The following is a 25786-nucleotide window of genomic DNA, read 5'->3' on the forward strand; positions in this document are numbered from 1 at the left end:
ACTATTCTGTTTTAGTTGTTAGTAATAATGGACCTTTAACAGATAAGTCTATGGCATCATTCCAATCAAAGGTTTCACCTGTAATAATGTTTGTTAATGTTTTTCCGTCAAGACCAATTTCAGTATAACGTTTTAGATCTATAGTAATTGGCTCATCATTTTTATTGATGATCAAAACTACCGTTTCATTGCCAAGTGTTCTAAATAAGAAATACGTGCCCATAAATGGTGAGAAATGAACTGTTTTACCATCATGAATAGCTTTACTGTTTTTTCTATAATTAAGAAGCTTTGACATGAATGATTGCATTTCTTTTTGCTCTATTGACAAGCCTTCTCCAGTAAAAGCATTTACAGTATCGCCTTCCCAGCCACCTGGAAAATCAGTTCTAATGAGTCCATGATCACCAGGAATTGCTGTATCATCCATCAATATTTCTGTACCATAATAAATTTGAGGTATTCTTGGTAGCATTAACATGTAACTCAATGCCATTTTAGTTTTAACGGCATCTTCACCGAACTCAGTATACACTCTACTCTTATCATGATTTCCCATAAAAATCATAATATCATTAGGATTGGCATAACTGAAATCATTAGCCAAACCTTCATAGAGCTTTACTAAACCTTTATCCCAAGATTCTTCTTCATTTATACCATCTTTTATAGCCTTGGTCATTGGAAAGTCCATAGTAGACTTTAAATTAGACTCGTATCCATCTTTATTATTATTACCTGTTTGCCAATACCCAACTAAAAGCGGATTGTAACTCCATTCTTCGCCGACAATTGAGAAGTTAGGATATTCTTTCATAATTGATCCTGCCCAATTTGCCATAAAATCTTTATCTGGATATGGATACGTATCTTGACGAATTCCTCCTAATTCAAGTGTTTCAATCCACCAAATACTATTCTGGATAATATAGGTTGCTAAGAATGGATTACGCTGATTTAAATCTGGCATTCCTTCTACAAACCAACCATCTGTATTTCCCTTACGATCTGCATTTGAGGCATACAAATCTTGATTTGTAGTACGTCTATGATTAGAAAACGTCGTAACTTTCCAATTCCAATTCTCAATATTGTCTTCGTAGTTTTTTTGATTATTCACCCAATCTTTAAATGGTAAATCTTTCATCCACCAATGCTCTAAGCCACAGTGATTAGCCACTTGATCCATGATTAGCATCATGCTTTTTTCTCTTAGTTTGGCAGATAGCTCTTTGTACTCTTCAAGCGTTCCAAAACGAGGATCTACCTTATGGTAATCTGTTATTGCATAACCATGATACGAGCCTTGAGGCATATCATTTATTAAAACAGGAGTTGGCCATACAGCAGTATAACCTAGATCATGAATATAATCTATGTTATTAATTATTCCTCTTAGGTCTCCACCATGCCTTGCATAACCATCAGTTCTATCTATACTAGTTTGCTTTAAACCTTCAACAATATCATTTGACGGATCTCCATTCGAAAAACGGTCTGGTGTAATTAGAAAAACAGCATCACTGCTATCAAAGCCTATAAAATCTTCGGCTGGCTTTAATCGATTTTTCAATTGATACGTGTGGATCAATTCATCACCACTTCCATTTTTAAATTTTATATTAAAGGTTCCAGCAGAAGCGGTTTCAGAAATTAATAGATCAATGAATAAGTAATTATTACTATTATCACCTTTATTTACTTTTTCTATAGATACGCCTTTATAAGAAATACTTGGTGTATACTCTGCAATATTATTATGCTTAACCAATAACTGTAATTTGTCATTTTCAAAACCAATCCACCAGTTAGGTGGTTCGATACGTTCAATATCGTTTTTATCAATAAGTTCTGGTGAATTCCCATTAACAACATCATTAGTTGAAGATTGGTCTTTACAGGATACACTTAAAGCAATGATACATGAGAAAAATAAATACATCTGTTTTTTCATAATTATACTAGTTTAAATGTGTCGTTGTATATTACACGGTTACTAAATTATTTGGGCTTATGGTTACTATTTTACCATTAACCATAATATCTAAATCGTTATGCCCTTCAAGTTCAAAATGTGTATGCCCTTTACAGGCATTAACTTTTATGATTTGATTTCTAAAGTTCACTTTAAAGGAATATCCTTCCCATTGCTCTGGAATTTTTGGCTCAAATGATACTGTATTATTAACGACTCTCATTCCTCCAAAACCTTCAACAATACTCATCCATGTACCTGCCATTGATGTAATATGTAAACCTTCTTCTACCTCTTTATTGTAATCATCCAAATCCAAACGCGATGTTCTCAAGTAGAACTCATAAGCCTGCTCCATACGACCCAATTTAGCAGCTTGAATACTATGTACACATGGTGACAGAGAGCTTTCGTGAACTGTAAAAGGTTCGTAAAAATCAAAATGACGCTCTAATTCTTCGGTAGAAAATTGATCTTCGAAAAAGTAGAATCCTTGTAAAATATCGGCTTGTTTAATATATGGAGAACGTAAAATCCTGTCCCATGACCATTTCTGATTAATAGGACGTTGCGATACGTCTAAATCTGAAACCGTTATCAATTCTTTATCTAGGAAGCCATCTTGCTGTAAATAGACATTTTTTTCTTCTGAAAATGGAAAGTACATATGATCTGCAACGTTTTTCCATTGCGATAACTCTGCTTTTGACAGCTTGACTTTATTCATTATTCTGGTATAATCAGAACTATACTCAGCTTCAATCTTATTGATATTTTCTAAGGTATAGTCAATACACCATTTAGCAATGTAGTTTGTATACCAATTGTTATTGACGTTGTTCTCATATTCATTTGGACCAGTCACACCTAGAATAACGTAGTGTTGTTTTGCCTCAGAAAATGTAGCACGCTGTTGCCAAAACCTTGCAATACCAATTAATACTTCTAGACCTTTTTGAGGTATATAACTATAATCTCCAGTATAGCGATGGTAATTAAAAATGGCGAATGCAATGGCTCCATTTCGATGAATCTCTTCAAAGGTAATTTCCCATTCATTATGACATTCTTCACCATTCATAGTTACCATAGGGTATAATGCAGCACCATTAGTGAATCCTAATTTTTCAGCATTTTCAATAGCTTTCTGCAAGTGATTGTATCGATATTCTAAAAGGCTTTTCGCAACATTTTGATCTTTGGTAGCCATGTAAAAAGGAATACAATAAGCTTCGGTATCCCAATAGGTGCTTCCACCATACTTTTCTCCTGTAAATCCTTTTGGACCAATATTTAATCGTGCATCTTTACCAAGATAGGTTTGGTTTAACTGAAAAATATTAAATCGTATACCTTGTTGAGCAGCAACATCACCTTCGATTGTGATATCTGCCATATCCCAAATTTTAGCCCAAGCTGTCTTTTGTTGCTCTAGAAGTGTATCAAATCCAATTTCAGAAACCATATTTAGGGTTTTCTTCGCTATTGAAATTAATTCATTCTTGTCATGATTTCTATCGGTAGTATAACCACCAAACTTAGTAAGTGTAATTGTATCCCCTTTAGATACCTGATTTTTGTAAGTAAAATCAATTCTGTCAATAGTATCATTTATAGTTTTATCCTGTTTTAAGATCTTACCATTTAATGAGACTTGAGTTTGCATAGAAGTACACACATAAAAATGCGTTTTCATGGTTTTAGACACAATAAATGCTTGCTCTTTTTCGTGATTCACACTTAAGACATCCCAAAACTTATCATCCCAATTTGAATCTTCATTGGTAATACCGTTATCTAGATATGGTGAAAAATCAATCTGGGCATCATTATTAATAGGCGTCACATTATATGCAATAGCACCTATTTCATCAACGTCCAAACTTAAAAACCGTTTAGTCTCTACTTTAACTTGAATAAAATTTTGGAGTGTAGCTGTAAAACTTCTTGACAGCCAACCTTCTTTCATGTTTAGTTCTCTTCGGAAATCGTCAACCTTATTACAATTGGCTAAATCTAAAACTTCGCCATTTACAGTAACATTAATTCCTATCCAGTTTGGTGCATTTAACACCTTGGCAAAATATTCTGGATAGCCATTTTTCCACCAACCTACTCTTGTTTTATCTGGATAGTAAACGCCTGCGACATAACTTCCTTGAAATGTAGCTCCAGAATAATGCTCTTCAAAATTAGCACGTTGCCCCATTGCTCCATTGCCTAAGCTCATCAAGCTTTCTGATGACTTGACACGGTCGGCATCAAAGCCCTCCTCTATGATTGACCAGTTATCTGGTTGTATATAATTGTTATTCATTTTCTTTTACAAATCAATTATTGATTGATACTTTTTTTTGATTGTTTTTCGATTTTTCCAGAAATAATGTCTGTTATAAAGGTTTTAGACATTTTGGTAAAATCTTTAAATACATAATCTGCCTCATGCAGCACACTATTTTCACCTATCCCAATAGATATCATACCGGCTGTATTTGCTGCTTGAATTCCAGCAACAGAATCCTCAAATACAATACAATTTTCAGGCTCAATATTTAATAGTTTTGCGCCTATTAAAAACACCTCAGGATCTGGTTTTGCTTTAGACACATCGTTACCATCTACAACAGATTGGAACTTGTCTAAAAGGTTTACTTTAGTTAGAATTGATCTTGCATTTCTACTTGCCGAACCTAAAGCTATTCCTTGCTGTTTTTCAACAAGAAAATTTAAAGTTTCGGTGACATCAGGCAAAATCTCTGAGTCGTCCATAGTATTAATATAACTCAGATAATTGTCATTTTTCAAACCCATGAGTCTCATGAATTCATCTTGCGAAAGGGATGTACTTCCCCATTCTAATATTTTTTCTAATGAACGTACTCTACTAACGCCTTTGAGTTGTTCATTTTGTACTTCGGAAAAATCTATGCCAATACTATTGGCTAATTTTTTCCAAGCTAAAAAGTGATACTTTGCTGTATCAACAATAACACCATCTAGGTCAAATATGAATCCTTTTTTATTCATTGATTTCAATCGTTGCTTTATCGTTTACTCTAAGTGTTAAAATTCCGGCCAAAATCATCATCATTCCTCCAATAACTAGTGCATAGATAGGTTCGCCTCCAAATAGTTTATTTAATACATAGCCTAAAATACCAGCTGAGACAATTTGTGGAATAACGATAAAGAAATTAAATACTCCCATATAATACCCCATTTTACTCTCAGGAAGAGCACCAGCTAACATCGCATAAGGCATAGAAAGAATACTTGCCCAAGCAATACCTATTCCAACCATTGCTATAAGCAATCCTGTATTGGATGTTATGAAAAAAATCGAAATAAGACCTAACCCACCTGCAATTAGGCATAACATATGGGTTACTTTTCTACTAAATCTTCTAGCTAAGAAAGGCAATAAAAGAGCAAAAAGAGCAGCTATACCATTGTAAACCGCAAAGCAAACACCAACCCAATCACCTCCTTCATTGTATTGATCGTTCACATAGGTTAATCTCTCGTTTGTTGTATTAGTTAGGTTTAGACTTTTAGAAAATTCTTTGTCTCTTAGAAAATCGATAATTCCTTTAGAGAGTAATACGTCTTCACTACCTTCATATTTGTTTTTTAATGACTCCATTTCAGAATCGGCAGCATTAATTCGTTTTAGCAAGCTTCGTTCTGGACTTGGCACAAATACACTTTTTATCTTTTCAGAAAATGAAATATCATCAAGCTTGGCGATTCCATCTTTACGATTTTGTGTTAAGATTTCGGCTTTAAACTTTGAGTACATTTCATCAAATTGTGCTGTTGACACTTTCATATCATATACATGGCTAGTAATAGATGTGGTGGTATAGATCCACATCGAGAATAGTGCAAACCAAGTAAAAAATTGCACTAATGACAATTGCTTCATTGTTTTAGGCATTTTAAAAATACCCATAAATGACTCTTTAATCCCGTCAAATACTCCAACCTCGGCATTTTCTTTCCTAAATGCTTCCATATCTTCTGGAGGATATTCTTTTGTCGTTAAAATTGTCCAAAGTACAGTTCCAAAAAATGCAATTGCACCCAAATAAAATGACCATTTTACAGAAGCAGGCAAACCAGATGTTGATTCATCCTCAACTCCAAACCAGTTTTTAAGCATATAGGGTAACATCGAAGCTACTACAGCTCCAATACCAATAAAAAAGCTTTGCATAGCAAATCCCCTAGTACGTTGTTCCTCAGGCAATAAGTCACCAACAAAAGCTCTAAAAGGTTCCATTGAAATATTAATAGACGCATCCATAATCCATAATGTTCCGGCTGCGACCCATAACATAGGGGAATTTGGCATCACAATTAAAGCTAAAGATGCTAGAATTGCACCAAGTAAAAAGTAAGGACGTCTTCGTCCTAACTTGGGGTGCCAAGTTCGATCACTGAAATAACCAATAATTGGCTGCACAATGAGACCAGTAACGGGAGCGGCCAACCATAAAATTGGTAGTTCGTCTTTACTTGCACCAAGGGTTTCAAAAATTCTGCTGACGTTTGCATTTTGTAATGCAAATCCGAATTGTATTCCTAAGAAACCGAAACTCATGTTCCAGATTTCCCAAAAACCAAGCGCGCGCTTTTTCATAATAGTATGTTTAAATTAATACTATTGACAAGCGATAAAACTTATCAAAACTTAAATGTAGAAGTGAAAATATAAGTTTTGATTAGGGTGTAAATATAGTAAAGTTTTTATTTAATCAATGTTAAATATCTTATTTGGTCGATTCTCTTTCGATGAGATTAGTCTCAATAACGACTGTTTCAAAGGTCTCCTCCTCTTCTTCGTTATCTTCGTCCATTTCTAATCTGTTAATCAACAAATCGGCAGCTTTTTCGCCGATTTCTTGTCCGTGCTGACTCACAGTCGTAAGACTTGGTGTAGAATGTTTGGAGAGCACACCATCAGTAAAACTAACAACTTGTAACGATTTAGGAATTTCTAACCCTAACGTTCTCGCTACTTTGATAGCAGTTACTGCATAAAGCTCATTTACTGCAAAAATGCCATCAATAGATTTATTGGATTTAAATAATTGCTCAATTTCAGATTCTAATTTATCCAAATCGTCATCAGACAATAATTTATCTTCAATTTTTAATATCATAGATGCTTCAGGATGCATTTTATGATCTTCTAAAGCCTCCAAATACCCTTGAGTTCTAAGCTTACCTACACTAACATAATCTTTTGTAGTAATTATAGCTATGTTTTTACAGCCACTAGACACGAGTTTTTCAACCGCTTTTTTTGCTCCTTTAACATCATCAACGATAACTTTATCACAAGGAATTTCATTAACGACACGGTCAAACATTACTATTGGCATACCTTGGTTTATAGTCTCTAAAAAATGGTGATAATCTTGTTGTTGAAGTGTTTCCTTTGATATTGACAAAATAAAACCATCTATACTGCCATTAGCAAGCATTTGCATGTTAATCACCTCTTTGTCAAAAGATTCATTAGAAAGCCCAACAATAACATTATAACCTCTTTTATTGGCTACAAGTTCAATACCAGTAATCACCTTTGAAAAAAAATAATGAACAATCTCAGGTATAATAATACCTATGGTTTTTGTTTTTCTATTCTTCAAACTTAGTGCAATATTGTTTGGCCTGTAGTTATAGAGTTTCGCAAAAGCTTGAACTTTCTGCCTTGTATCTTCACTTATTTCGACACTATTTCTTAATGCTTTTGATACAGTTGAAATAGAAACGTCTAGTTCTTTTGCTATTTGTTTTAAGGTTATTTTTCGTTTCATTCGAGTGATTTACAACAACAATTTTTGTTTAATGTTTTTACAACTAAGTTAAACAATTATTTGTTTTTCTTACTATATTTATGTATTTTATATTCCGAAGTTGACAATAAAGATATTATTTTATTACAAATTCGATAATTTTTGGTCATTTTAAGTTAGTTACTGTTAAAATCTAAAAAGTTTTCAACACGAAAACGTTTGCGTTGCCCAAATACAAAGGGATAACAAAAAAAACACCTAAATTTTACATAGATTTAACACCAGAAGTGAAAATATAAATCAATTAACTAAAGCAACTAACTTTAAAAATATTTTATGAAGACATTTTTAAATAGCTTATTAGTACTAACATTTTTATTACCAGCAACTCTCTTTAGTCAAGCTAAAGTAACTGGTATAGTAACTGATGAAGCTAACGCATTACCGCTTCCAGGAGTAAACATTCTTGTAAAAGGAACTACGACTGGAGCATCTACTGACTTTGATGGTAATTATTCAATAACAGTCAGTCAAGGAGATATCTTAGTATTTTCATATTTAGGATATAAGACAAAAGAAATCACTTACACAGGACAATCGCCACTTAATGTAGCCTTAGTTCAAGATGCTGGTCAATTAGACGAAGTCGTTCTAATTGGTTATGGTTCTACAACCAAACAGGATGCAACTGGAGCTGTTGAGAAAGTAGGTGACGAAGAATTTAATAGAGGTGCAATTGTTGCACCCGAACAATTATTAGCTGGTAAAGCTGCTGGTGTTCGTATCACATCTGGTGGTGGAGCCGCAGGTGAAGGATCTGAAATTAGAATTCGTGGTGGAGCTTCTCTAACTGCCAACAACTCTCCTCTTATTGTAGTAGACGGTTTACCTTTAGACCAAAGAGGTGTTCAAGGTGTTAGAAATTCATTGAATGCCATAAATCCTGCTGATATTGAGGATTTTGTGGTTTTAAAGGATGCTTCTGCAACTGCTATTTATGGTTCTAGAGCTTCAAATGGTGTTATCTTAATTACGACCAAAAAAGGTAAAACAAACGCGCCTTGGGCTGTAGAGTATGATTTAAAAGCATCATTACAAAGTGTTAATGATTATGTAGATGTGCTTACGGCAGATCAATTTATCGATATTCAGAGTACAAATCCAGAATTTGATCCTTCATTAAATGGTACTGCTAATACCAATTGGCAAGAAGAAATTTTTACAACTGGTGTAGGCGCTATTCATAACTTAACAGTGTCTAAAGGATACGAGAATTTCAATTTTAGAGTAAATTTAAATCATGTATCTCAGGAAGGAACATTATTAGGAGACCTTTACGAAAGAAATGCTATCAATACTGCATTTGTTCATAGATTTTTAGATAATGACTTGAAGTTAACATTAACTGCTAAAGGAATTAAGGATGAATACAACTTCGCTGACCAAGGATCTATTGGTGGCGCTATTGCATTTGATCCGACACAATCTATATTTGATCAAGATGGAAACTACACACAATTAGGAGATCCTTTAGCACCTGTAAATCCATTGTTTTATTTAGATAATAATAACTACCAAAACAGAAGTACTACAAAACGTGCTATTGCCAATTTTAACATCGATTACAAATTTTGGTTCTTAGAAGGATTGCGTTTTAATCTTAATGCAGGTATAGATTATTCTGAAAATGACGGTGCCGAGTTTAGAGTTGCTAACCCAAACAATGCTAGCGGTTTTAATACTACAAATTTGTATGGTGGATTTGACAAAAACAAATCATTAGATTTTTACTTTAACTACAAATCTGATATTCAATCCATAGATACAGACCTAGATGTTACTGTAGGTCATGCTTACCAAGAGTTTTATAAACTCAATGAAAATACCAGAACAAATTCTGAAGGCGCTTTAGCTCCTGTACCAACAATCATTAACAGAAATGCACTTGAGTCATATTTTGCAAGAGCTAGTTTTGATATTTCAGATAAATACTTAGTCTCTTTAAGTTACAGACGTGATGGTTCTTCTAGATTTGGACCAGATAATCGTTGGGGTAATTTCCCTGGAGCTTCTATTGGATGGAAACTATCAAATGAAGAGTTCCTTGCAGAATCGTTCTTCTCTAACCTAAAACTTAGAGCTGGTTGGGGTGTTACTGGTCAGCAAGAATTAAATAATAATAACTATGGTTATTTAGGAATTTATTCTCCAGCTGTTAACAACCAAGTATCGGTTCAATTTGGAGATGAATTTGTTCCTACATTAAGACCAGATGCTTTTGCTGCAGACCTTAAATGGGAAGAAACTTCACAATATAATGTTGCATTAGACTTTGGGTTTTTTGACAATAGACTAACAGGTACTATTGATGGATACTATAGAGAAACAACCGATTTATTAGCACAGGTTCCTGTGCCTGCTGGTTCAAACCTGTCAGATCAAGTTACAACTAATATTGGTGAAACGGTAAGTAGAGGTTTAGAATTTAGTTTAAATGGTGAGATCATAAAATCTGAAAATCTAAACTGGAATGCTAATTTCAACATTACATTACAAGATCGAGAGATTACTAAATTGAATTTATCTGATGATCCAGAATTTTCAATTCCTGTTGGAGGTATTTCTGGTGGAACGGGTAATACGATACAATTATACAAGCCAGGTTTAGATCCGTCGACGTTCTTTGTTTTTAGACAAGTATACGATGCTAACGGAAATGCTATAGAAGGTGCTTATGTAGATGTTAATGGTGATAATCAAATTACAACTGCAGATAGACAAGCCTATAAAAAAGCTACACCTGATGCGTTTATGGGATTCACTAACAATTTCAACTACAAAAACTTTGATCTAAGCTTTACATTTAGAGGAAGTTTTGGAAACTATGTTTACAATAATGTAGCTTCAAGTAGAGGAAACTTAGCATCTATTTTAGATGCTGCAGGAAACTATCAGCCAAATGCACATCAAAGTGTATTAACTACTGGATTTAGAGATCAGCAATTGTTTTCTGATGCTTATATCCAAAGAGCTGACTTCGTAAGATTAGACAACTTATCTATTGGATACTTAATTCCATTCGAAAAAACACAATTGAGATTATCATTAACTGGAACAAATTTATTTGTGATTACAGAATATGATGGTTTAGATCCTGAAATTTCTAGTGGTATAGATAATAACTTTTATCCGAGATCTACAAATTATGTACTTGGACTTAATTTTTCTTTCTAAAAAAATGATGAATAAATATAAAACTACAAAGCTATGTTAAAAATGAAAACAATTAGATTAGTCCTAGCTTTATTCGCTATGATTGCAGTATTGCACTCTTGCGAGGACAAACTGGATTTACAACCAGAAGACGGTCGCCTTATTGGTGATGCCGCCTTTGATGGTCCTGATGCGTACAGACAAGCCTTTGCAAAACTATATGCAGGTCTTGGGTTAACTGGTCAAAATACAACGGGTTCTCCTGATATTGTTTCTGATGATGAAGGTGCTTCGGCATATTTGAGATCTCTTTGGAAAGTTCAAGAGTTACCAACAGATGAAGCCGTTATCGGATGGAATGATGGAGGTATTAGAAACTTAAACTACCAAACATGGACAGCAGGTAACGAATTTACAAGAGCTGCCTACTCTAGATTTATGTATGAAGTCTCTATCGTTAATAACTTTTTAAGAGAAACAACTGATGCTAAACTAAATGATAGAGGTGTTAGTGCCGAGTTGCAAGCTGAAATTCAAAATTATAGAGTAGAAGCACGATTTTTAAGAGCCTTAGCTTATTATCACGCTATGGATGTGTTTGGAAATATGCCTTTCGTTACTGAAAATGATAATGTTGGTGCATTTTTACCTCAACAAATCCAAAGAGCAGACTTATTCGATTATATAGAATCTGAATTATTAGCTATAGAGAATGACATTGCTGCACCAAGATCAAATGAATATGGTCGTGCAGATAGAGCGGCTGTATGGATGGTATTAGCTAAAATGTACCTTAACTCTGAAGTGTATACTGGTACACCAAGATACACAGAGGTTATTACTTATGCTAACAATATTATTGGAGCTGGATACTCTATTCCTTCTGGACCATATATTAATTCATTCCTTGCCGACAACAATTCTAATGGTGCTCAAGAAGAAGTAATTTTTACAATTCCTTTCGACGGACTTAATTCACAATCATATGGAGGAACAACATTTTTAGTTCACGCTCCTGTTGGAGGTTCAATGCCTGCTAGTGATTTTGGTATCAATGGTGGATGGTTCGGAATTAGAACGACACCTACGTTTGTAGAACAATTCCCAGATGAAGAAAATTCTGCAGATGGACGTGCATTATTCTATACAGATGGACAAACTAAAGAAGTTGAAGCAATTGGTCCTTTTACAAGTGGTTATGCTGTTACTAAATGGAGAAACGTCGATGTAAATGGAAACCAAGGAAATGACTCAACTGGCGAATTTGTTGATATCGATTTTCCAATGTTTAGACTTGCCGATGTGTACCTAATGTATGCCGAAGCTATGCTTAGAGGTGGTGGTGGAACCATGTCTACTGCTGTTGACTATGTAAACGAATTACGTGAGCGTGCTTATGGAGATACTAGTGGAAATATTACGGCAGGTGATTTAACTCTCGATTTTATACTAGACGAACGTTCTAGAGAATTATATTGGGAATGTCACCGTAGAACAGATCTTATACGCTTTGGTCAATTCTCTACTCAAGGAATATGGGCTTGGAAAGGTAATGTTCCTAACGGAGCAACTACCGAAGCTTTTAGAGATCTAATGCCTATTCCTGCTAATGATTTAGGAGTAAACACCAATTTAACACAAAACCCAGGATACTAATAACAACAAATAACATGAAAAAATTATCAATTTTAGGCCTTTTCATCTTTGCCTTATTAAGTTTTAATAGCTGTGAAACAGAAGATGACGTTGTCTTCATAGCCAATAATAATTCTGATTTAGTTTTCACAAACTCATTTCAGGCTGAATATGTTTTAACACCACAAACTGCAAATAATTTAGGTGAGCGTTTTACTTGGAACTCGGCAGATGTAGCTGTTCCAACTAACGTATCTTATGAATTACAAAAATCTATAATAGGAGATTTTACTGATGGAGAAGTTATAGCAACAACTTCTGGAAATGAAATTGCTATTACCATTGGAGACATGTTAGGTTATGCTGCTCAAGCTGGTTTAGATGCTGATTCTGAAACAGAAGCGCCTAATACAGGACAAGTATATTTTAGATTACGTTCATTTGTTGGAGATAATGGTGAAGAGAACTTCTCTCCTTCAAGTGCTTTAACAGTTGTACTTCCTGAAGAAACTACAGTATCACCAGCAGTATGTGATTTCGATCAATATTATATGGTTGGAGCTGGCGTGAAATTTACTGGTTGGGACTGGGCAACGCCTCAAGAAGCGAAATGTTCTGGAACTAATGTATATACTGTTAATGTAGATTTAGTAAATAATGTTGATGGTGATGGAAACTTCAGATTCTTTACTGTAGCTACAGATTGGTCTTCTGGTGTTAACTATCCTGGTTTTATTGCCGATGGATATACAATCGACCCAATGTTTGAAGACGCGATGGATGGTGATAATAATTTCTTATTCACAGGTCCTTCAGGTAAATATTTCTTAACTATTGATGCTTTAAACAAAACTATTACACTAGACGCTCCTACAGCACAAGGTACATGTGACCTAGATCAATTGTGGGCCGTAGGTGCTGGTTTACCAGATGCTGGTTGGGACTGGGGAACTCCAGTACAATTAATGTGTGAAGGTAATGGTGTTTACGAAGGTTGGGTAAATTATACCGCTGACGGCGACGCAAACTTTAGATTCTTTACAACAGCTACAGATTGGTCTTCGGGACAAAACTTCCCATTCTTTGCTGATGATGGTTATGTTATCGATTCAAACTTTGAAGATGCTATGGATGGTGACAATAATTTCAGATTCATTGGAACAACTGGCCAATATTATACAATAATAGATACTGTTAATAAGACAATTACACTTCAGTAGTTCGTTCATATTAAATAATACTATAATATGTAAAAAGGCTATGTCATAACATAGCCTTTTTTTAAAAAAACTTATTTGCTATGAAAAGAAAATTATATGTTTTGTTATTACTTTGCTCTTCTTTTTTAAGTGCACAAGTTTCACTTGATGTTGGAGCCATTGAGGTAGATCAACCAGTTACGATAACTGTTGACATCAATAGTACTGATAGTGATTGTAATGGATTAAATAGTCCTGCAAAAGTGTATATGCATTCTGGCATAGGTGATAATTCGAATGCCTTTGGATTTAGCGTTATTGGAAATTGGGGACAAGATGATGGTGTTGGTGAAATGACTGATAATGGTGATGGAACTTACAGTATTACAATCACGCCACAATCGTATTATGGACTCAATCAGACGCAAGCCGATAATGCCACCCAAATAGGAATGGTGTTTAGAAATCCTGATGGAACTCAAGAGTTGAAAGCCAATGGTTGTAATGACTTTATTTTCCCTATCGGAAGCGTCTCTATTACCATTACACAACCATCAAGTTCTGTAGTCATTTTAAATTCTGGAGATGACTTGGCTGTATCTGCAACAATTCAATTTCAAGGTGCCACCACAGTTCAAGGTTCTTTTGATATTTTTAAGAATGATGAAGTCACTCCAGTAGTTTCTGGTACTTGTGGATTTCCTTCTTGTAATACTACAATTCAAAATATTACTGAAAGTGCTATATACAAATTTGTTGGATCACCCCAGAGTTCCACAGAAACAGGAGAAGCATTTATTGAAGTATATGTAATATCTACCGTTATAGAAGAAGCAATGCCTGCTGGTGTCGAAGACGGCATCAATTATGATGCAGATCAGACAAAAGCAACGCTTGTATTAACCGCTCCTAAAAAAGAGTTCGTTCAAATTGCAGGAAGTTTTAATAACTATCTTCCAACGAGCGCAGATGTTATGAAGCGTGACCCAAGTACAGGAAAGTATTGGTTAGAACTTACTGGTTTAACTCCTGGTCAAATCGAAACCTATCAATATTGGGTATTTGATACAAATCCAGTAGCTGATTCTCCTGCTCTGGTAAAAACTGCTGATCCATATTCTACTTTAGTGTTATCTCCTTTTGATGACCCATTCATTCCAGCGTCTTCGTATCCAAACTTACCTGTTTATCCTGATGGACAAGAGCGTGAAGTTACTGTTTTACAAACAGGACAAACACCTTACAACTGGCAAGTCACAAACTTTGAAAAACCTAAAGAAGAAGATTTAATTGTATATGAGGTTTTAGTTAGAGATTTTGATAGCAATAGAAACTATCAAGATTTAATTGACAGAATTGATTATTTCAAAAATTTAAATATCAATGCCATTCAATTAATGCCAGTTATGGAATTTGAAGGTAATGAAAGTTGGGGCTACAATACGTCATTTCATATGGCATTAGATAAATACTACGGAACGGAAGACAAGTTTAAAGAATTTATTGATCTATGCCATCAAAATGGTATTGCTGTCATTTTGGACTTAGCCATAAATCATGCCTTTGGAAGAAGCCCAATGGTACGCATGTGGATGGATGATCCGGATAATGATGGTTGGGGAGGACCAAGTAGTGAAAATCCTTACTTCAATCAAACACCTCAACATAGCTACAATGTAGGATCAGATTTTAGCCATACAGAAGAAGAACCAAATGACCCAGGTGCTAGTACAAACCAAACAACAAATCCAATTACAAATGATTATGTAGAACGTGTTTTAAAACATTGGATTGTAGATTTTAAAATTGATGGTATCCGTTGGGATTTAACTAAAGGATTTACTCAAAATTGTGAAAATAACGAAGGTTGTACAAACAGCTACCAACAAGATCGTGTCGACATCTTAAAAGCATATGCCGATTATTCATGGTCATTAGATCCAGACCATTATGTGATTTTTGAACATTTAGGTCAGGAAAATGAAGAAAAAGAATGGGCAAACTATCGTTTTGGTGAAGGAAAAGGTATCATGATGTGGGGAAAAATGACCGATCCATATAATCAGCTAACTATGGGCTTTAGCTCAAATACAAATATTAGTGGTATTGGTCATAAATCACGATCTCAATTTGACGGCCCTCGTGTTATGGGGTATCCAGAAAGTCATGATGAAGAACGCTTGATGTACAAAAACATAGAGTTTGGAAACAATAGTAATGGTTCTCATAATGTGAGAGATTTAAACACGGCCTTATCTCGAATGTCAGCATTAGGTGCAGTTAGCTTAACAGTTCCTGGTCCAAAAATGATTTGGCATTTTGCAGCTTTAGGTATGGACAATTCGATATTTACATGTCCAGATGGTAGCGTTAATAATCCAAATTGCAAGCTTGATACTAAACCTCAGCCACAATGGACCGAAAACTGGTTAAGTGATCCCAATAGAAATCAAATTTATAATGATTGGGCAAGACTTAATGCATTAAAAATAAACGAACCTGTTTTTGAAGGTGATTATACAATCACTTCTGGGAACTTGACTCCAAGAATTGACATTTTTGACACATCACTTCCGACAACTGAATTAAGAAATGTTATTGTTCTTGCCAATTTTGATGTTGTTGCTCAAACTGTAAACACCAGTTTCCCAACTGGCGGAAATTGGTTTGACTTGATGGATGATTCAGGAAGTACAACTTATAGCGCTTCAACTGTAACTATTGAACCAGGTCAATTTAGAATATTTGGAAATGTCCCAGTAACCTTGAGTACTGAAGACTTTGACACAAATAATACATTCAGTATTTATCCAAACCCAGTAAATACATCGTTTAAAACCAATAAAACTTTAAACCGTTTACAAATATTTGATATCACAGGGAAACTAGTGAAATCTTTTAAAGGAGATTTCACAGAAAATGATACTTATGATATTTCTGATTTAACACAGAGTATCTATCTCGTTAAAATTGAAAATGATAATGGTCAAACATTAACTTCAAAGCTTATTAAACTTTAATATTAATTGATTAATTAGTGATTTGAATTAGGTCGAAAACCTCCAAGAATTTTTTTTGGAGGTTTTTTTTAATGATTCTCAAACCGTAAAACAAAAAAGCCAACTCATATGAGTTGGCTTTTTTACTAAGTACAGGCGGTGAGACTCGAACTCACACACCTCGCGGCACTAGATCCTAAGTCTAGCGTGTCTACCAATTCCACCACGCCTGCAACTTTCCAATAAATATTGGGATGCAAATATAAACAATAGTTTCAATATTCAAATAACTTTAATTAGGAAAAAATAACCCTCGTTTTTGTACTTTTGAATGAATTCAAAAAAAACAGACTCATGCAACATATTCAATCCTATATTGAAGAACATAAAGACCGATTTCTAAATGAACTTATTGAACTATTAAAAATACCTTCAGTAAGCGCAGATTCTGCTTATAAAGATGATGTGATCAAAACTGCTGAAGCTATTAAAATTAGCCTTGAAAATGCAGGTTGTGATACTGTGGAGATTTGTGAAACTGACGGATTTCCTATTGTTTATGGCGAAAAAATGATTGATGAAAATTTGCCAACGGTTTTGGTTTATGGTCATTATGATGTTCAGCCAGCAGATCCTTTAGAACTTTGGGACTCGCCACCTTATGAGCCTGTGATTAAAAAAACAGACATACATCCTGATGGTGCTATTTTTGCTCGTGGTGCTTGCGATGATAAAGGTCAAATGTATATGCATGTAAAAGCTATGGAGTTCATGACATCTACCAATCAACTTCCTTGCAATGTCAAGTTTATGATTGAAGGCGAAGAAGAAGTAGGAAGCGTCAATCTTTCAACATTTGTTAAAAACAATCAGGAAAAATTAAAAAATGATGTCATCTTAATTTCAGATACTGGAATGATTGCTCAAGATGTCCCATCTATTACTACTGGACTAAGAGGTTTAAGTTATGTTGAAGTGGAAGTTACTGGTCCAAATAGAGATTTACATTCAGGTTTATATGGTGGTGCTGTAGCGAACCCAATTAATATCCTTACTAAAATGATTGCCTCATTACATGATGAAAATAATCATATTACCATTCCTGGATTTTATGATAAAGTAGAGGAACTTTCCGAAGAAGAAAGAACCGAAATGGCTAAAGCTCCTTTCTCTTTAGAAGACTATAAAAAGGCGCTCGATATTGATGCCGTTTACGGTGAAAAAGGCTATACTACCAATGAGCGTAATTCGATTAGACCTACCTTAGATGTGAATGGTATTTGGGGAGGTTATATTGGTGAAGGTGCTAAAACAGTTATTGCTAGCCAAGCGTTTGCTAAAATATCAATGCGATTAGTACCACACCAAGATTGGGAAGACATTACAAATCTATTCCAAACTCATTTTGAAAGCATCGCCCCAGCTGGTGTGAAAGTTAAAGTATCTCCTCATCATGGTGGACAAGGCTATGTTACACCTATTGACAGTATTGGGTATAAAGCCGCTTCAAAAGCTTATAATGATACTTTTGGAAAAACACCTATACCTCAACGTAGTGGTGGAAGTATCCCAATTGTATCTTTATTTGAACAAGAATTAAAAAGTAAAACTATATTAATGGGCTTTGGTTTAAATAGCGATGCCATTCATTCTCCTAATGAACATTTTGGAGTTTGGAATTATTTTAAGGGTATTGAAACCATCCCTTTGTTTTATAAATATTTCACTGAGTTGAGTAAGTCATAAATAAAAAAGCCACCAATAGTATTGGTGGCTTTTTTATTTATGACATGGCTAATGCCATTATTCTTTTACTATTTTATATGTTCCTGTTTTTTCAGAAGACAACACATTTAAGAAATAAATCCCTTGAGGAATATCTTTAAGGTTTAAACTAGTCAGTTCATTTGAAGATATAGTATTTAAAATCAACTTTCCTGAAAGATCATAGAGGTTAATTTGTAAATCTTGATTTCCTATTGTTGATTCTATATGCAGGTCTGTTTTTACAGGATTTGGAAACACATTGACCTCCTCTTCAGAAAAAGAGTCTAATCCAAGTGTATTAAAAGACAAGCAATCACTGCGTTCTGTACATGTCCCTGAAATCACTTCTACGGCATAATTACCATTAGCTGTAGGCGTAAAAGACTGATTTGTTGCTCCTGAAATTGGCATATCAGTATCACAGTTATACCATTGATAAGAAGCTGAAGATTGATTAGATGTTAACATGGTCATTGTTTGTGATACAGTATTATCGACAGCAATTAAGTTCCCTTTTGTCACCATATAACCTGTGACTAATTTCACCATTTCATGATAATAAGGAATATCTAATGTGGTAAAACGGTCACCAGACGTATGATAAAAAGGTGTTTCATCATTAGTTTCCCATGACTCACCAACCAAAACAGCAGTAAAAGCATCACTAGGAGCAGTCCCAGCAAACCAAAAACTAGCATGGTCACTTGCGGTGGTACCGTTAGGAACCTCAACCACTTCCAAATCAAAAGTGTATGTATTTAAAACTGTTACAATATCATTTTTCATAGCGATTGAACCAGCAATATCTCTAAAGTCAATATCAAACTGATTATCGCCTGGTTGTCCAGGATTATCTCCATCATAACCCATCATATCCATATTTAAAACACCAAGTATATTATCTCCATTTGCAGCGGCTAAGTCTGCAAAAAAGGCAGAACCTCGAAGTCCAATTTCTTCTTCATCCCATAACGCATAAATAATGGTATTGTCTAAACATTGCTTAGATAAGATTCTAGCTATTTCAAGTACAGCAGCGGTTCCTGTGGCATTATCATCAGCACAATAATCATCAACAGTATCATAATGGGCACATACAATATAAATATCATTAGGATTGGTTTTTCCTAATTGAGTGGCTATGATATTACGTCCATTAGTATTGAACGTTTGGTCAGTAATTGTTAGATTATCTAGCGCTTCAAATTGTTCTACTAAATAATCTGCAGCTAAATCATTATTAGCTTGTTGTCTATTTAAAATTGTAACTGTATTACCATCTACAGTAGTTGTTTGTTCACCAGTAAATTCATTAAGTGTTTGAGTCAATCTAGTGATATCGACCTGATTTATAATGTCTTGCACATTTTGCCCATAGGACAAAATGGAACAAAATAAAATGCAGATTAAGGTTGTTTTAATTACTTTCATTGTGGGCTCTTTTTCTTGTGATTTTGTATCAAATATAGTGGATTTTAGCAAAATACGAGGTAAAGGTTTTTGCAAATTCAATTTTTTATTCTACATTTGTAGAGTTAATTCTAAAAACGTAGAGCAATGCAATTATCCAAAACTGAAGAACAACTCATGCAATATCTTTGGAAACTCGAGACCGCTTTCATGAAAGATTTACTAGAATCTTACCCTGAACCAAAGCCAGCAACAACCACTGTTGCTACGCTTTTAAAACGAATGATTGGCAAAGGGTTTGTTGCTTATAAGCTCTACGGAAAATCCCGCGAATACTATCCTTTAGTAAAAAAGAAAGACTATTTCTCAAAACATGTAAATGCGCTTATCAAAACATTTTTTAATGATAGTGCATCTCAATTCGCATCGTTTTTCACAAAAGAAACTGATCTAACTAAAGAGGAGTTAGAAGATTTAAAAGCTCTAATTGATAACGAAATTAAAAATAAGTAGTCATGCTCATTTATATATTAAAATTTAGTGCTTGCCTTACCATTTTTATGGTATTCTATAAATTGGTCTTAGAAAAGTCAAGTATCCATTCATTCAAACGGTTTTACTTATTAGCTGCTTTAACTCTTTCATTAATTATCCCATCAATAACGTTTACAGAATACATTGAGCCAATTGCTTCAAATTTTAACACATTTGAACCAATTGCATCCTTTGAAGCTACAGAAATATATGTCGAAGATACATCAAGGAATTTCACACCAATTGTTTTATGGAGTATTTATGGTTTAGGTGTTATTATTTTTCTACTGAAATTTAGCCTTAATTTATATAAGATCATCTCAAGAATCAAGAACAATCCAAAGTTTAAATCGGAACGTTTTATTAATGTACTTGTTACCAACTTGATGATCCCACATACATTTTTTAGCTATATCTTTTTGAATAAATATAAGTTTGAACACAAAGAAATCCCTAAAGAAGTATTACTACATGAACAAACACATGCCAAACAAAAACACAGTATAGATGTACTCATTATTGAGTTTTTACAAATAGTGTTTTGGTTTAATCCACTTATCTATCTTTTAAAACAAGACGTTAAGCTCAACCATGAGTTTTTAGCAGATCGTGCTGTTTTAAATGATGGAATACAAGCTTCGGCATATCAAAATATCATATTGGCTTTCTCATCAAAAGCTTCTGATCAACAATTGGCAAATGCCATAAATTATTCATCCATCAAAAAACGATTTACAGTTATGAAAACAAAAACATCAAAAACATCAATCTGGCTAAGAAGTTTATTTCTTTTGCCACTATTAGCCGTTTTATTATACAGTTTCACAAATAGAGAACAAATTGTAAGAGATGACAGCTCACCTGTTGAAAATACTATTTTAGAAACTTCTTCCGAAGGTGTTTCAGATGCATTAATGAAAGAATACAATGAATTCATTATCAAATTCAATACAACTCATGTAATAGACTATTCTAAATACGAAAGAATTGTATCCATTTACAATTTAATGTCTGATAAACAAAAAGCCTCTGTAGAGCCATATCCTAAAGTTCCAGATGTTGATCTTTCAAAAACTAAGGCTAAAGTGCCTAACAAAGCACAATTTGAATCTTGGAAAAACGAGAAAGAATTTGCCATTTGGATTGATGGAGTTCATGTGTCCAATGATAAGCTAAATTCTTATAATGTAGATGATATTGCTCACTATACAGGTAGTTTTGTACATAAAAATGCACGAAGCGAAAAATTCCCTCAGCAACATCAATTTAGTCTATACACAAAAGAAGACTTTAAGAATACTTACCAAGAATCTAAGATTAAAAAATACCATGCACTTACTGAAAAATATGCTAAGGCCATTGAAGTCTTCTTGAAAGGTGACAGGCTTGATAACTCCGATTTATTGATTTTAAAAGATCGTTGTCTAAGGTTATATGATTCTTTTTCAAAAGAAGACATAAAAAAGCATAATATTTTACCGCCTCCGCCTCCGCCTGCCAAAAGACAATCGCAACAAGGTGCGACATCAGAGCAAATAGCAGAGTACAATAAAATGGCAAAATTTCTAAACGATAAGAGTATAAAAAATCGAATTATAAAAGTTAAGGATTATAAAAGGTTAGAACGCATTTATAAACTCATGACTAAAGCACAAAGAGCAAATGCCGAACCTTTTCCAAAATTACCTCCACCACCACCACCGCCACCTCATGTAAAGAAAAAAACAGGAAATGGACCAAGCGTAGACGACTATGCAGATGTTCCACCACCACCTCCTATTCCTGAAAATGCTACTCCCGAACAACGCAAAAAAATGCAGAACGCTGCGGACAACTATTGGAGAAAACAAAAAGCCGACATTAAAACCGGGTTTATAAAAATTAATGGTCATACTAATTACTACGTCTCCATTAATGGGCTTACTAAATATTACAACAGACAAGGTTTTGAAATATCTAAAAACGGTAAAGTCATAAGTAAAGCGCAAGTAAATGCTTCAGAGGTTATCCCTAATCAATATGTAACTAAAGTGTACACTAATGATATTCTAGTCGCAGAATTCAAGGATAACAATCCCAGTTTAAAAGGAGAACTTAATATTCCGCCGCCTCCACCACCAAAATCTCCATTAGATCACATCATAGATATGGCAAAACAAGATGCTATTTTCTATTTCAACGGAAAAAAAATAACATCAGACAAGGCGATACAAATCTTAAAAAAAGACACTTCTATTCATATACAAACCATTAAGGATGAGACTAATACTCCAACAATACTGCTTTCTAAAAAACCCATTATAAACAACAAAGCAGGTCTTCAAAAACCCACACCAGCAACTATTGAAGATCATATCAAAGTGATGAATCGACATGGTGCGCGCTTTTATCTAGAAAACAAAGAGATGACATATAAAGACGCTTTAGCCTATGTAAAAAAACATAAAGATGCTGATGTATCGACTTCCTTAGAATCCAATGTTGTAAAGATCTCGCCTAAAACCCTTAACATGGAATCTCCTTTAGTATTTGTGATTGCTATGTCAAAAAAGAATGCTAAGTTCTTTTATAAAGACAAAGAGATTACTTCAAATAAGGCGATTTCATTAGTTAAAAGAAAAGGTGGTCTTCTAAAAATTGACGCTAAAAATGTCGACTCTAAACAACCTTCGGTTTTCATTACTGAAAAAGGACCTCTTTTTGGTATTAAAGGAAATGATCAACTCTTAGTAATGATTAATGGAAAAACACCAGTAAATGGTCAGTTAACTTTATCAAAAAAGGAGTTTAAAGATTTAAAATTAACAATGAAAAAACTAAAAGTGAAGAGCTTTAAGTTTAAAGTGCCAGGAAAAAGAACAGAGTCAATTTCTGGTAACGTTTTGAACGATAAATCAAAATCATATGTAGAAGCAATGGACGAAGGAAGTGCTGTGCAGTTTTTTGACATCAAAAGTAGTAATGGCATAAAGCTAAAACCCATAGTAGTTACCATCAAATAATAATAAGTTAAGCCTCACTAGTTGAGGCTTTTTTATACCCGTAATTTTACGTGATTTTAGTTTTGGGTAAATGGAGTCTAAAAAATTCGTAGATATATGATTAGTTTTCAATTCAATAGTATTTGAAAATACGTTAATCATGAAATCATCTTACAATCCTAAAGTAAACATTTGTCTGTCTTTGTTATTCTTTTTGTGTCTAACATTAAACCTCACTATGTGCAAAAAGGCAGAAGATTCCCAACAAAGCATTAATAAGCAAACGACAACTAAATCTTCTGATTCAACAACTAAAGATGTTAAAACATCAGGTATAGTACCCATTACTTCAATACCTATAAAGGAATTAGATTCACTTTTTAGCTTGGCAATGTTAGATGCTCAAAATCCTGAACCTAGTGAGATAAGTCATAATTTGATTAATCTTAAAACAAACAAAAACCTTATTGATACAACAATTAACGGCGAACGCTATATTAAAATGGTGTCGTGGAAACTAAATCCTGCATGGTATCCTAAAAAAGGAAAGTTTAATAATGGAAATCGAGTTATTTGGGTTACAGCAGCTCCAATTATCAAAGATAGCTGCAGAAGTTTTTATAAAAATCATAAAGATCCTAATATGCGTCTCAGACAATTACTCGGTTTACAACCATTTACTCCAGAGACCTTTTTTCTTGAATTATGGGTAAAACCATCAGATATGTTTAGACCTGGACCAGATAATGAAGTCAATGATAATACATGCGGACTCAACTTACCCAATAACGTAACTCCAGATTATCGAAAATGGTTTAACAATACCAGAGCAACACAATACAACGATTGTAAAGACACGCTTTTCAACCAATATGGATATCCTTGGACGCAATTAGGATACACCTATGATTGGAGTCCAGATAATCCAACACACGTAGGCCTTTCAGAATTTGTTATTAAAGAAAACACCAATATGTTTGTTAGTGGTGAATATCCTAATAGAGTTTATTGCGCTTCAAACTAAAAGGTTACATTTAAAAATAAAAGTTTGAGATCTTTCAGAATTTATATTACCTGAAAGATCTTTTTCTGTTAAATAATGTAACAAAGTGATACTTTTAGCGTTCTAATAAGCAATCAATCAAAAAACAATCATCATGCTAAAAAAATTCTTTATCATCTGTTCTGGTGCAGATACAGATATTCTCGAAAATTGTGCGATAGGTGAGCAAAACAAATATGCAGGGATAGGAGCTACTGTTTTCTTTACTGCTATTATGGCTTTTATCGCCTGTAGCTATGCTCTATATACTGTTTTTGACAATCTATATGCAGCCATAGGTTTTGGATTTGTTTGGGGATTATTGATTTTCAATCTTGACCGTTTTATCGTTTCAACTATAAAAAAGAGAAATAATATTATTGATGAGATTATTCAAGCCTCTCCAAGAATAATTCTAGCAGTTATTATTGCTGTTGTTATTTCTAAACCTTTAGAGCTTAAAATCTTTGAAAAGGAAATCAATCAAGTCCTTCTAGAGCAGAAAAATGAATTAACCTTAGCCAATCAAACTCAAATTGCCGAGCAGTATACACCTAATGTAGAAGCCTTAGAAAATAATATCACCACACTGCAGTCTCAAATAGCAACAAAAGAAGCTGAAGTTAATGCACTTTATGATATTTATATTTCTGAAGCTGAAGGCACAGCAGGAACACAGCTTTTAGGGAAAGGTCCTGTTTATAAAGAAAAACGAGAAAAGCATGATGCAGCCCTTGCCGAGTTACAACAGTTGAAAGCAGATAACAAAGCCAAAATCACAGCTACAGAAACTCAAATCGCTCAGCTTAAATCTGATTATGATTCACAAGTGAGTTCTTCTCAACCCATTATTGACGGGTTTGATGGTCTAATGGCACGCGTTAATGCTCTGGGTGAGCTACCATGGCTGCCTTCGTTCTTTATTCTTCTGTTATTTCTGGCTATTGAAACATCGCCTATATTCGCCAAATTATTATCTCCAAAAGGAGAATACGATTTCAAATTGGAAGATGCCGAAACTGCAGTTAAAACTTGGGTACAGCAAAAAGTTAGTGAACGTCAAATCTTATTAAAGACCGACCAGACACTTAATAATAGAATCTATACTGATATAGCTGAAGAAGATGAATTATACACTTACAAGCGTAAAAAAGCTCGAGAATTAATGCAATTACAAGCAGATGCTTTTTTTAAACATCAAAAGAATGCCTTATAATTTTAAGTATA

15 protein-coding genes and 1 tRNA gene are annotated in these 25786 nt (G+C 34.1%); 9 read left to right on the forward strand and 7 right to left on the reverse strand.

From position 1 onward, the window contains the following. Position 1 precedes the first annotated feature (1 nt). The 5 genes from KWG70_RS01215 to KWG70_RS01235 all read right to left on the reverse strand — a co-directional run bounded on the left by KWG70_RS01215 (position 2) and on the right by KWG70_RS01235 (position 7800). Positions 2–1954 carry a glycoside hydrolase family 13 protein gene (locus KWG70_RS01215; protein WP_230934165.1) on the reverse strand — a complete coding sequence of 651 codons (1953 nt, stop codon included), beginning with the start codon at positions 1952–1954 and terminating at the stop codon, positions 2–4. Between the two features lie 31 nt (positions 1955–1985). Next, the gene (locus KWG70_RS01220) at positions 1986–4292 is read right to left on the reverse strand and encodes a glycoside hydrolase family 65 protein (protein ID WP_230934166.1); all 2307 of its coding nucleotides are present in this window, start codon (positions 4290–4292) and stop codon (positions 1986–1988) included. A gap of 17 nt (positions 4293–4309) precedes the next feature. Then, the gene (pgmB, locus tag KWG70_RS01225; RefSeq protein ID WP_230934167.1) at positions 4310–5002 is read right to left on the reverse strand and encodes a beta-phosphoglucomutase; all 693 of its coding nucleotides are present in this window, start codon (positions 5000–5002) and stop codon (positions 4310–4312) included. Next, entirely contained in the window at positions 4995–6617 is a 1623-nt protein-coding gene (locus KWG70_RS01230; protein ID WP_230934168.1) for an MFS transporter, read from the reverse strand. The genes pgmB and KWG70_RS01230 overlap by 8 nt, the downstream gene beginning before the upstream one ends. 130 nt (positions 6618–6747) lie before the next feature. Continuing rightward, positions 6748–7800, reverse strand: coding sequence for a LacI family DNA-binding transcriptional regulator (locus KWG70_RS01235; protein WP_230934169.1), 1053 nt, complete (start codon positions 7798–7800; stop codon positions 6748–6750). 315 nt (positions 7801–8115) lie between these two features. On the opposite strand from KWG70_RS01235, the gene KWG70_RS01240 reads away from it, so the two are divergent. The 4 genes from KWG70_RS01240 to KWG70_RS01255 all read left to right on the forward strand — a co-directional run bounded on the left by KWG70_RS01240 (position 8116) and on the right by KWG70_RS01255 (position 16846). Further along, positions 8116–11013: a SusC/RagA family TonB-linked outer membrane protein gene (locus tag KWG70_RS01240; protein ID WP_230934170.1), complete on the forward strand. Its 2898-nt coding sequence runs from the start codon at positions 8116–8118 to the stop codon at positions 11011–11013. A 42-nt stretch (positions 11014–11055) separates the two neighbouring features. Beyond that, positions 11056–12648, forward strand: a complete 1593-nt coding sequence (locus tag KWG70_RS01245) for a RagB/SusD family nutrient uptake outer membrane protein (protein WP_230934171.1) — start codon at positions 11056–11058, stop codon at positions 12646–12648. 14 nt (positions 12649–12662) lie between these two features. Further along, positions 12663–13847, forward strand: a complete 1185-nt coding sequence (locus KWG70_RS01250; protein WP_230934172.1) for a SusE domain-containing protein — start codon at positions 12663–12665, stop codon at positions 13845–13847. 80 nt (positions 13848–13927) lie between these two features. After that, positions 13928–16846, forward strand: coding sequence for an alpha-amylase family glycosyl hydrolase (locus tag KWG70_RS01255; RefSeq protein WP_230934173.1), 2919 nt, complete (start codon positions 13928–13930; stop codon positions 16844–16846). 130 nt (positions 16847–16976) lie between these two features. Here KWG70_RS01255 and KWG70_RS01260 read toward each other — a convergent pair. Further along, positions 16977–17058: transfer RNA gene (locus tag KWG70_RS01260), tRNA-Leu, on the reverse strand. A 121-nt stretch (positions 17059–17179) separates the two neighbouring features. Between KWG70_RS01260 and KWG70_RS01265 the strand changes: the two genes are divergently transcribed. After that, entirely contained in the window at positions 17180–18571 is a 1392-nt protein-coding gene (locus KWG70_RS01265) for a dipeptidase (protein WP_230934174.1), read from the forward strand. A gap of 57 nt (positions 18572–18628) precedes the next feature. Here the strand turns inward: KWG70_RS01265 and KWG70_RS01270 are convergent, their stop codons facing one another. After that, complete coding sequence (locus KWG70_RS01270) at positions 18629–20023, reverse strand: M28 family peptidase (protein WP_230934175.1); 1395 nt, start codon at positions 20021–20023, stop codon at positions 18629–18631. Positions 20024–20149: 126 nt separating this feature from the next. Between KWG70_RS01270 and KWG70_RS01275 the strand changes: the two genes are divergently transcribed. The 4 genes from KWG70_RS01275 (at position 20150) to KWG70_RS01290 (ending at position 25775) form a co-directional block, all read left to right on the forward strand. Then, entirely contained in the window at positions 20150–20515 is a 366-nt protein-coding gene (locus tag KWG70_RS01275; protein ID WP_230934176.1) for a BlaI/MecI/CopY family transcriptional regulator, read from the forward strand. A 2-nt stretch (positions 20516–20517) separates the two neighbouring features. After that, positions 20518–23538 carry a M56 family metallopeptidase gene (locus tag KWG70_RS01280; protein ID WP_230934177.1) on the forward strand — a complete coding sequence of 1007 codons (3021 nt, stop codon included), beginning with the start codon at positions 20518–20520 and terminating at the stop codon, positions 23536–23538. A 217-nt stretch (positions 23539–23755) separates the two neighbouring features. Continuing rightward, positions 23756–24541 (forward strand): hypothetical protein, encoded by a 786-nt coding sequence (locus KWG70_RS01285; RefSeq protein WP_230934178.1) that lies wholly within the window; start codon positions 23756–23758, stop codon positions 24539–24541. A gap of 133 nt (positions 24542–24674) precedes the next feature. After that, positions 24675–25775 carry a DUF4407 domain-containing protein gene (locus tag KWG70_RS01290; RefSeq protein WP_230934179.1) on the forward strand — a complete coding sequence of 367 codons (1101 nt, stop codon included), beginning with the start codon at positions 24675–24677 and terminating at the stop codon, positions 25773–25775. Positions 25776–25786 lie beyond the last annotated feature (11 nt).

Source organism: Psychroserpens luteolus, from assembly GCF_021032705.1.
In the GTDB taxonomy this organism is placed as follows: domain Bacteria; phylum Bacteroidota; class Bacteroidia; order Flavobacteriales; family Flavobacteriaceae; genus Psychroserpens; species Psychroserpens luteolus.

Coding starts and splice junctions, on each gene's coding strand:
- KWG70_RS01220 (WP_230934166.1), bottom strand. CDS start 4,292: ATGAATAACAATTATATACAACCAGATAACTGGTCAATCATAGAGGAG.
- KWG70_RS01250 (WP_230934172.1), top strand. CDS start 12,663: ATGAAAAAATTATCAATTTTAGGCCTTTTCATCTTTGCCTTATTAAGT.
- KWG70_RS01270 (WP_230934175.1), bottom strand. CDS start 20,023: ATGAAAGTAATTAAAACAACCTTAATCTGCATTTTATTTTGTTCCATT.
- KWG70_RS01235 (WP_230934169.1), bottom strand. CDS start 7,800: ATGAAACGAAAAATAACCTTAAAACAAATAGCAAAAGAACTAGACGTT.
- KWG70_RS01280 (WP_230934177.1), top strand. CDS start 20,518: ATGCTCATTTATATATTAAAATTTAGTGCTTGCCTTACCATTTTTATG.
- KWG70_RS01285 (WP_230934178.1), top strand. CDS start 23,756: ATGTGCAAAAAGGCAGAAGATTCCCAACAAAGCATTAATAAGCAAACG.
- KWG70_RS01275 (WP_230934176.1), top strand. CDS start 20,150: ATGCAATTATCCAAAACTGAAGAACAACTCATGCAATATCTTTGGAAA.
- KWG70_RS01255 (WP_230934173.1), top strand. CDS start 13,928: ATGAAAAGAAAATTATATGTTTTGTTATTACTTTGCTCTTCTTTTTTA.
- KWG70_RS01290 (WP_230934179.1), top strand. CDS start 24,675: ATGCTAAAAAAATTCTTTATCATCTGTTCTGGTGCAGATACAGATATT.
- KWG70_RS01245 (WP_230934171.1), top strand. CDS start 11,056: ATGAAAACAATTAGATTAGTCCTAGCTTTATTCGCTATGATTGCAGTA.
- KWG70_RS01215 (WP_230934165.1), bottom strand. CDS start 1,954: ATGAAAAAACAGATGTATTTATTTTTCTCATGTATCATTGCTTTAAGT.
- KWG70_RS01240 (WP_230934170.1), top strand. CDS start 8,116: ATGAAGACATTTTTAAATAGCTTATTAGTACTAACATTTTTATTACCA.
- KWG70_RS01265 (WP_230934174.1), top strand. CDS start 17,180: ATGCAACATATTCAATCCTATATTGAAGAACATAAAGACCGATTTCTA.
- KWG70_RS01230 (WP_230934168.1), bottom strand. CDS start 6,617: ATGAAAAAGCGCGCGCTTGGTTTTTGGGAAATCTGGAACATGAGTTTC.
- pgmB (WP_230934167.1), bottom strand. CDS start 5,002: ATGAATAAAAAAGGATTCATATTTGACCTAGATGGTGTTATTGTTGAT.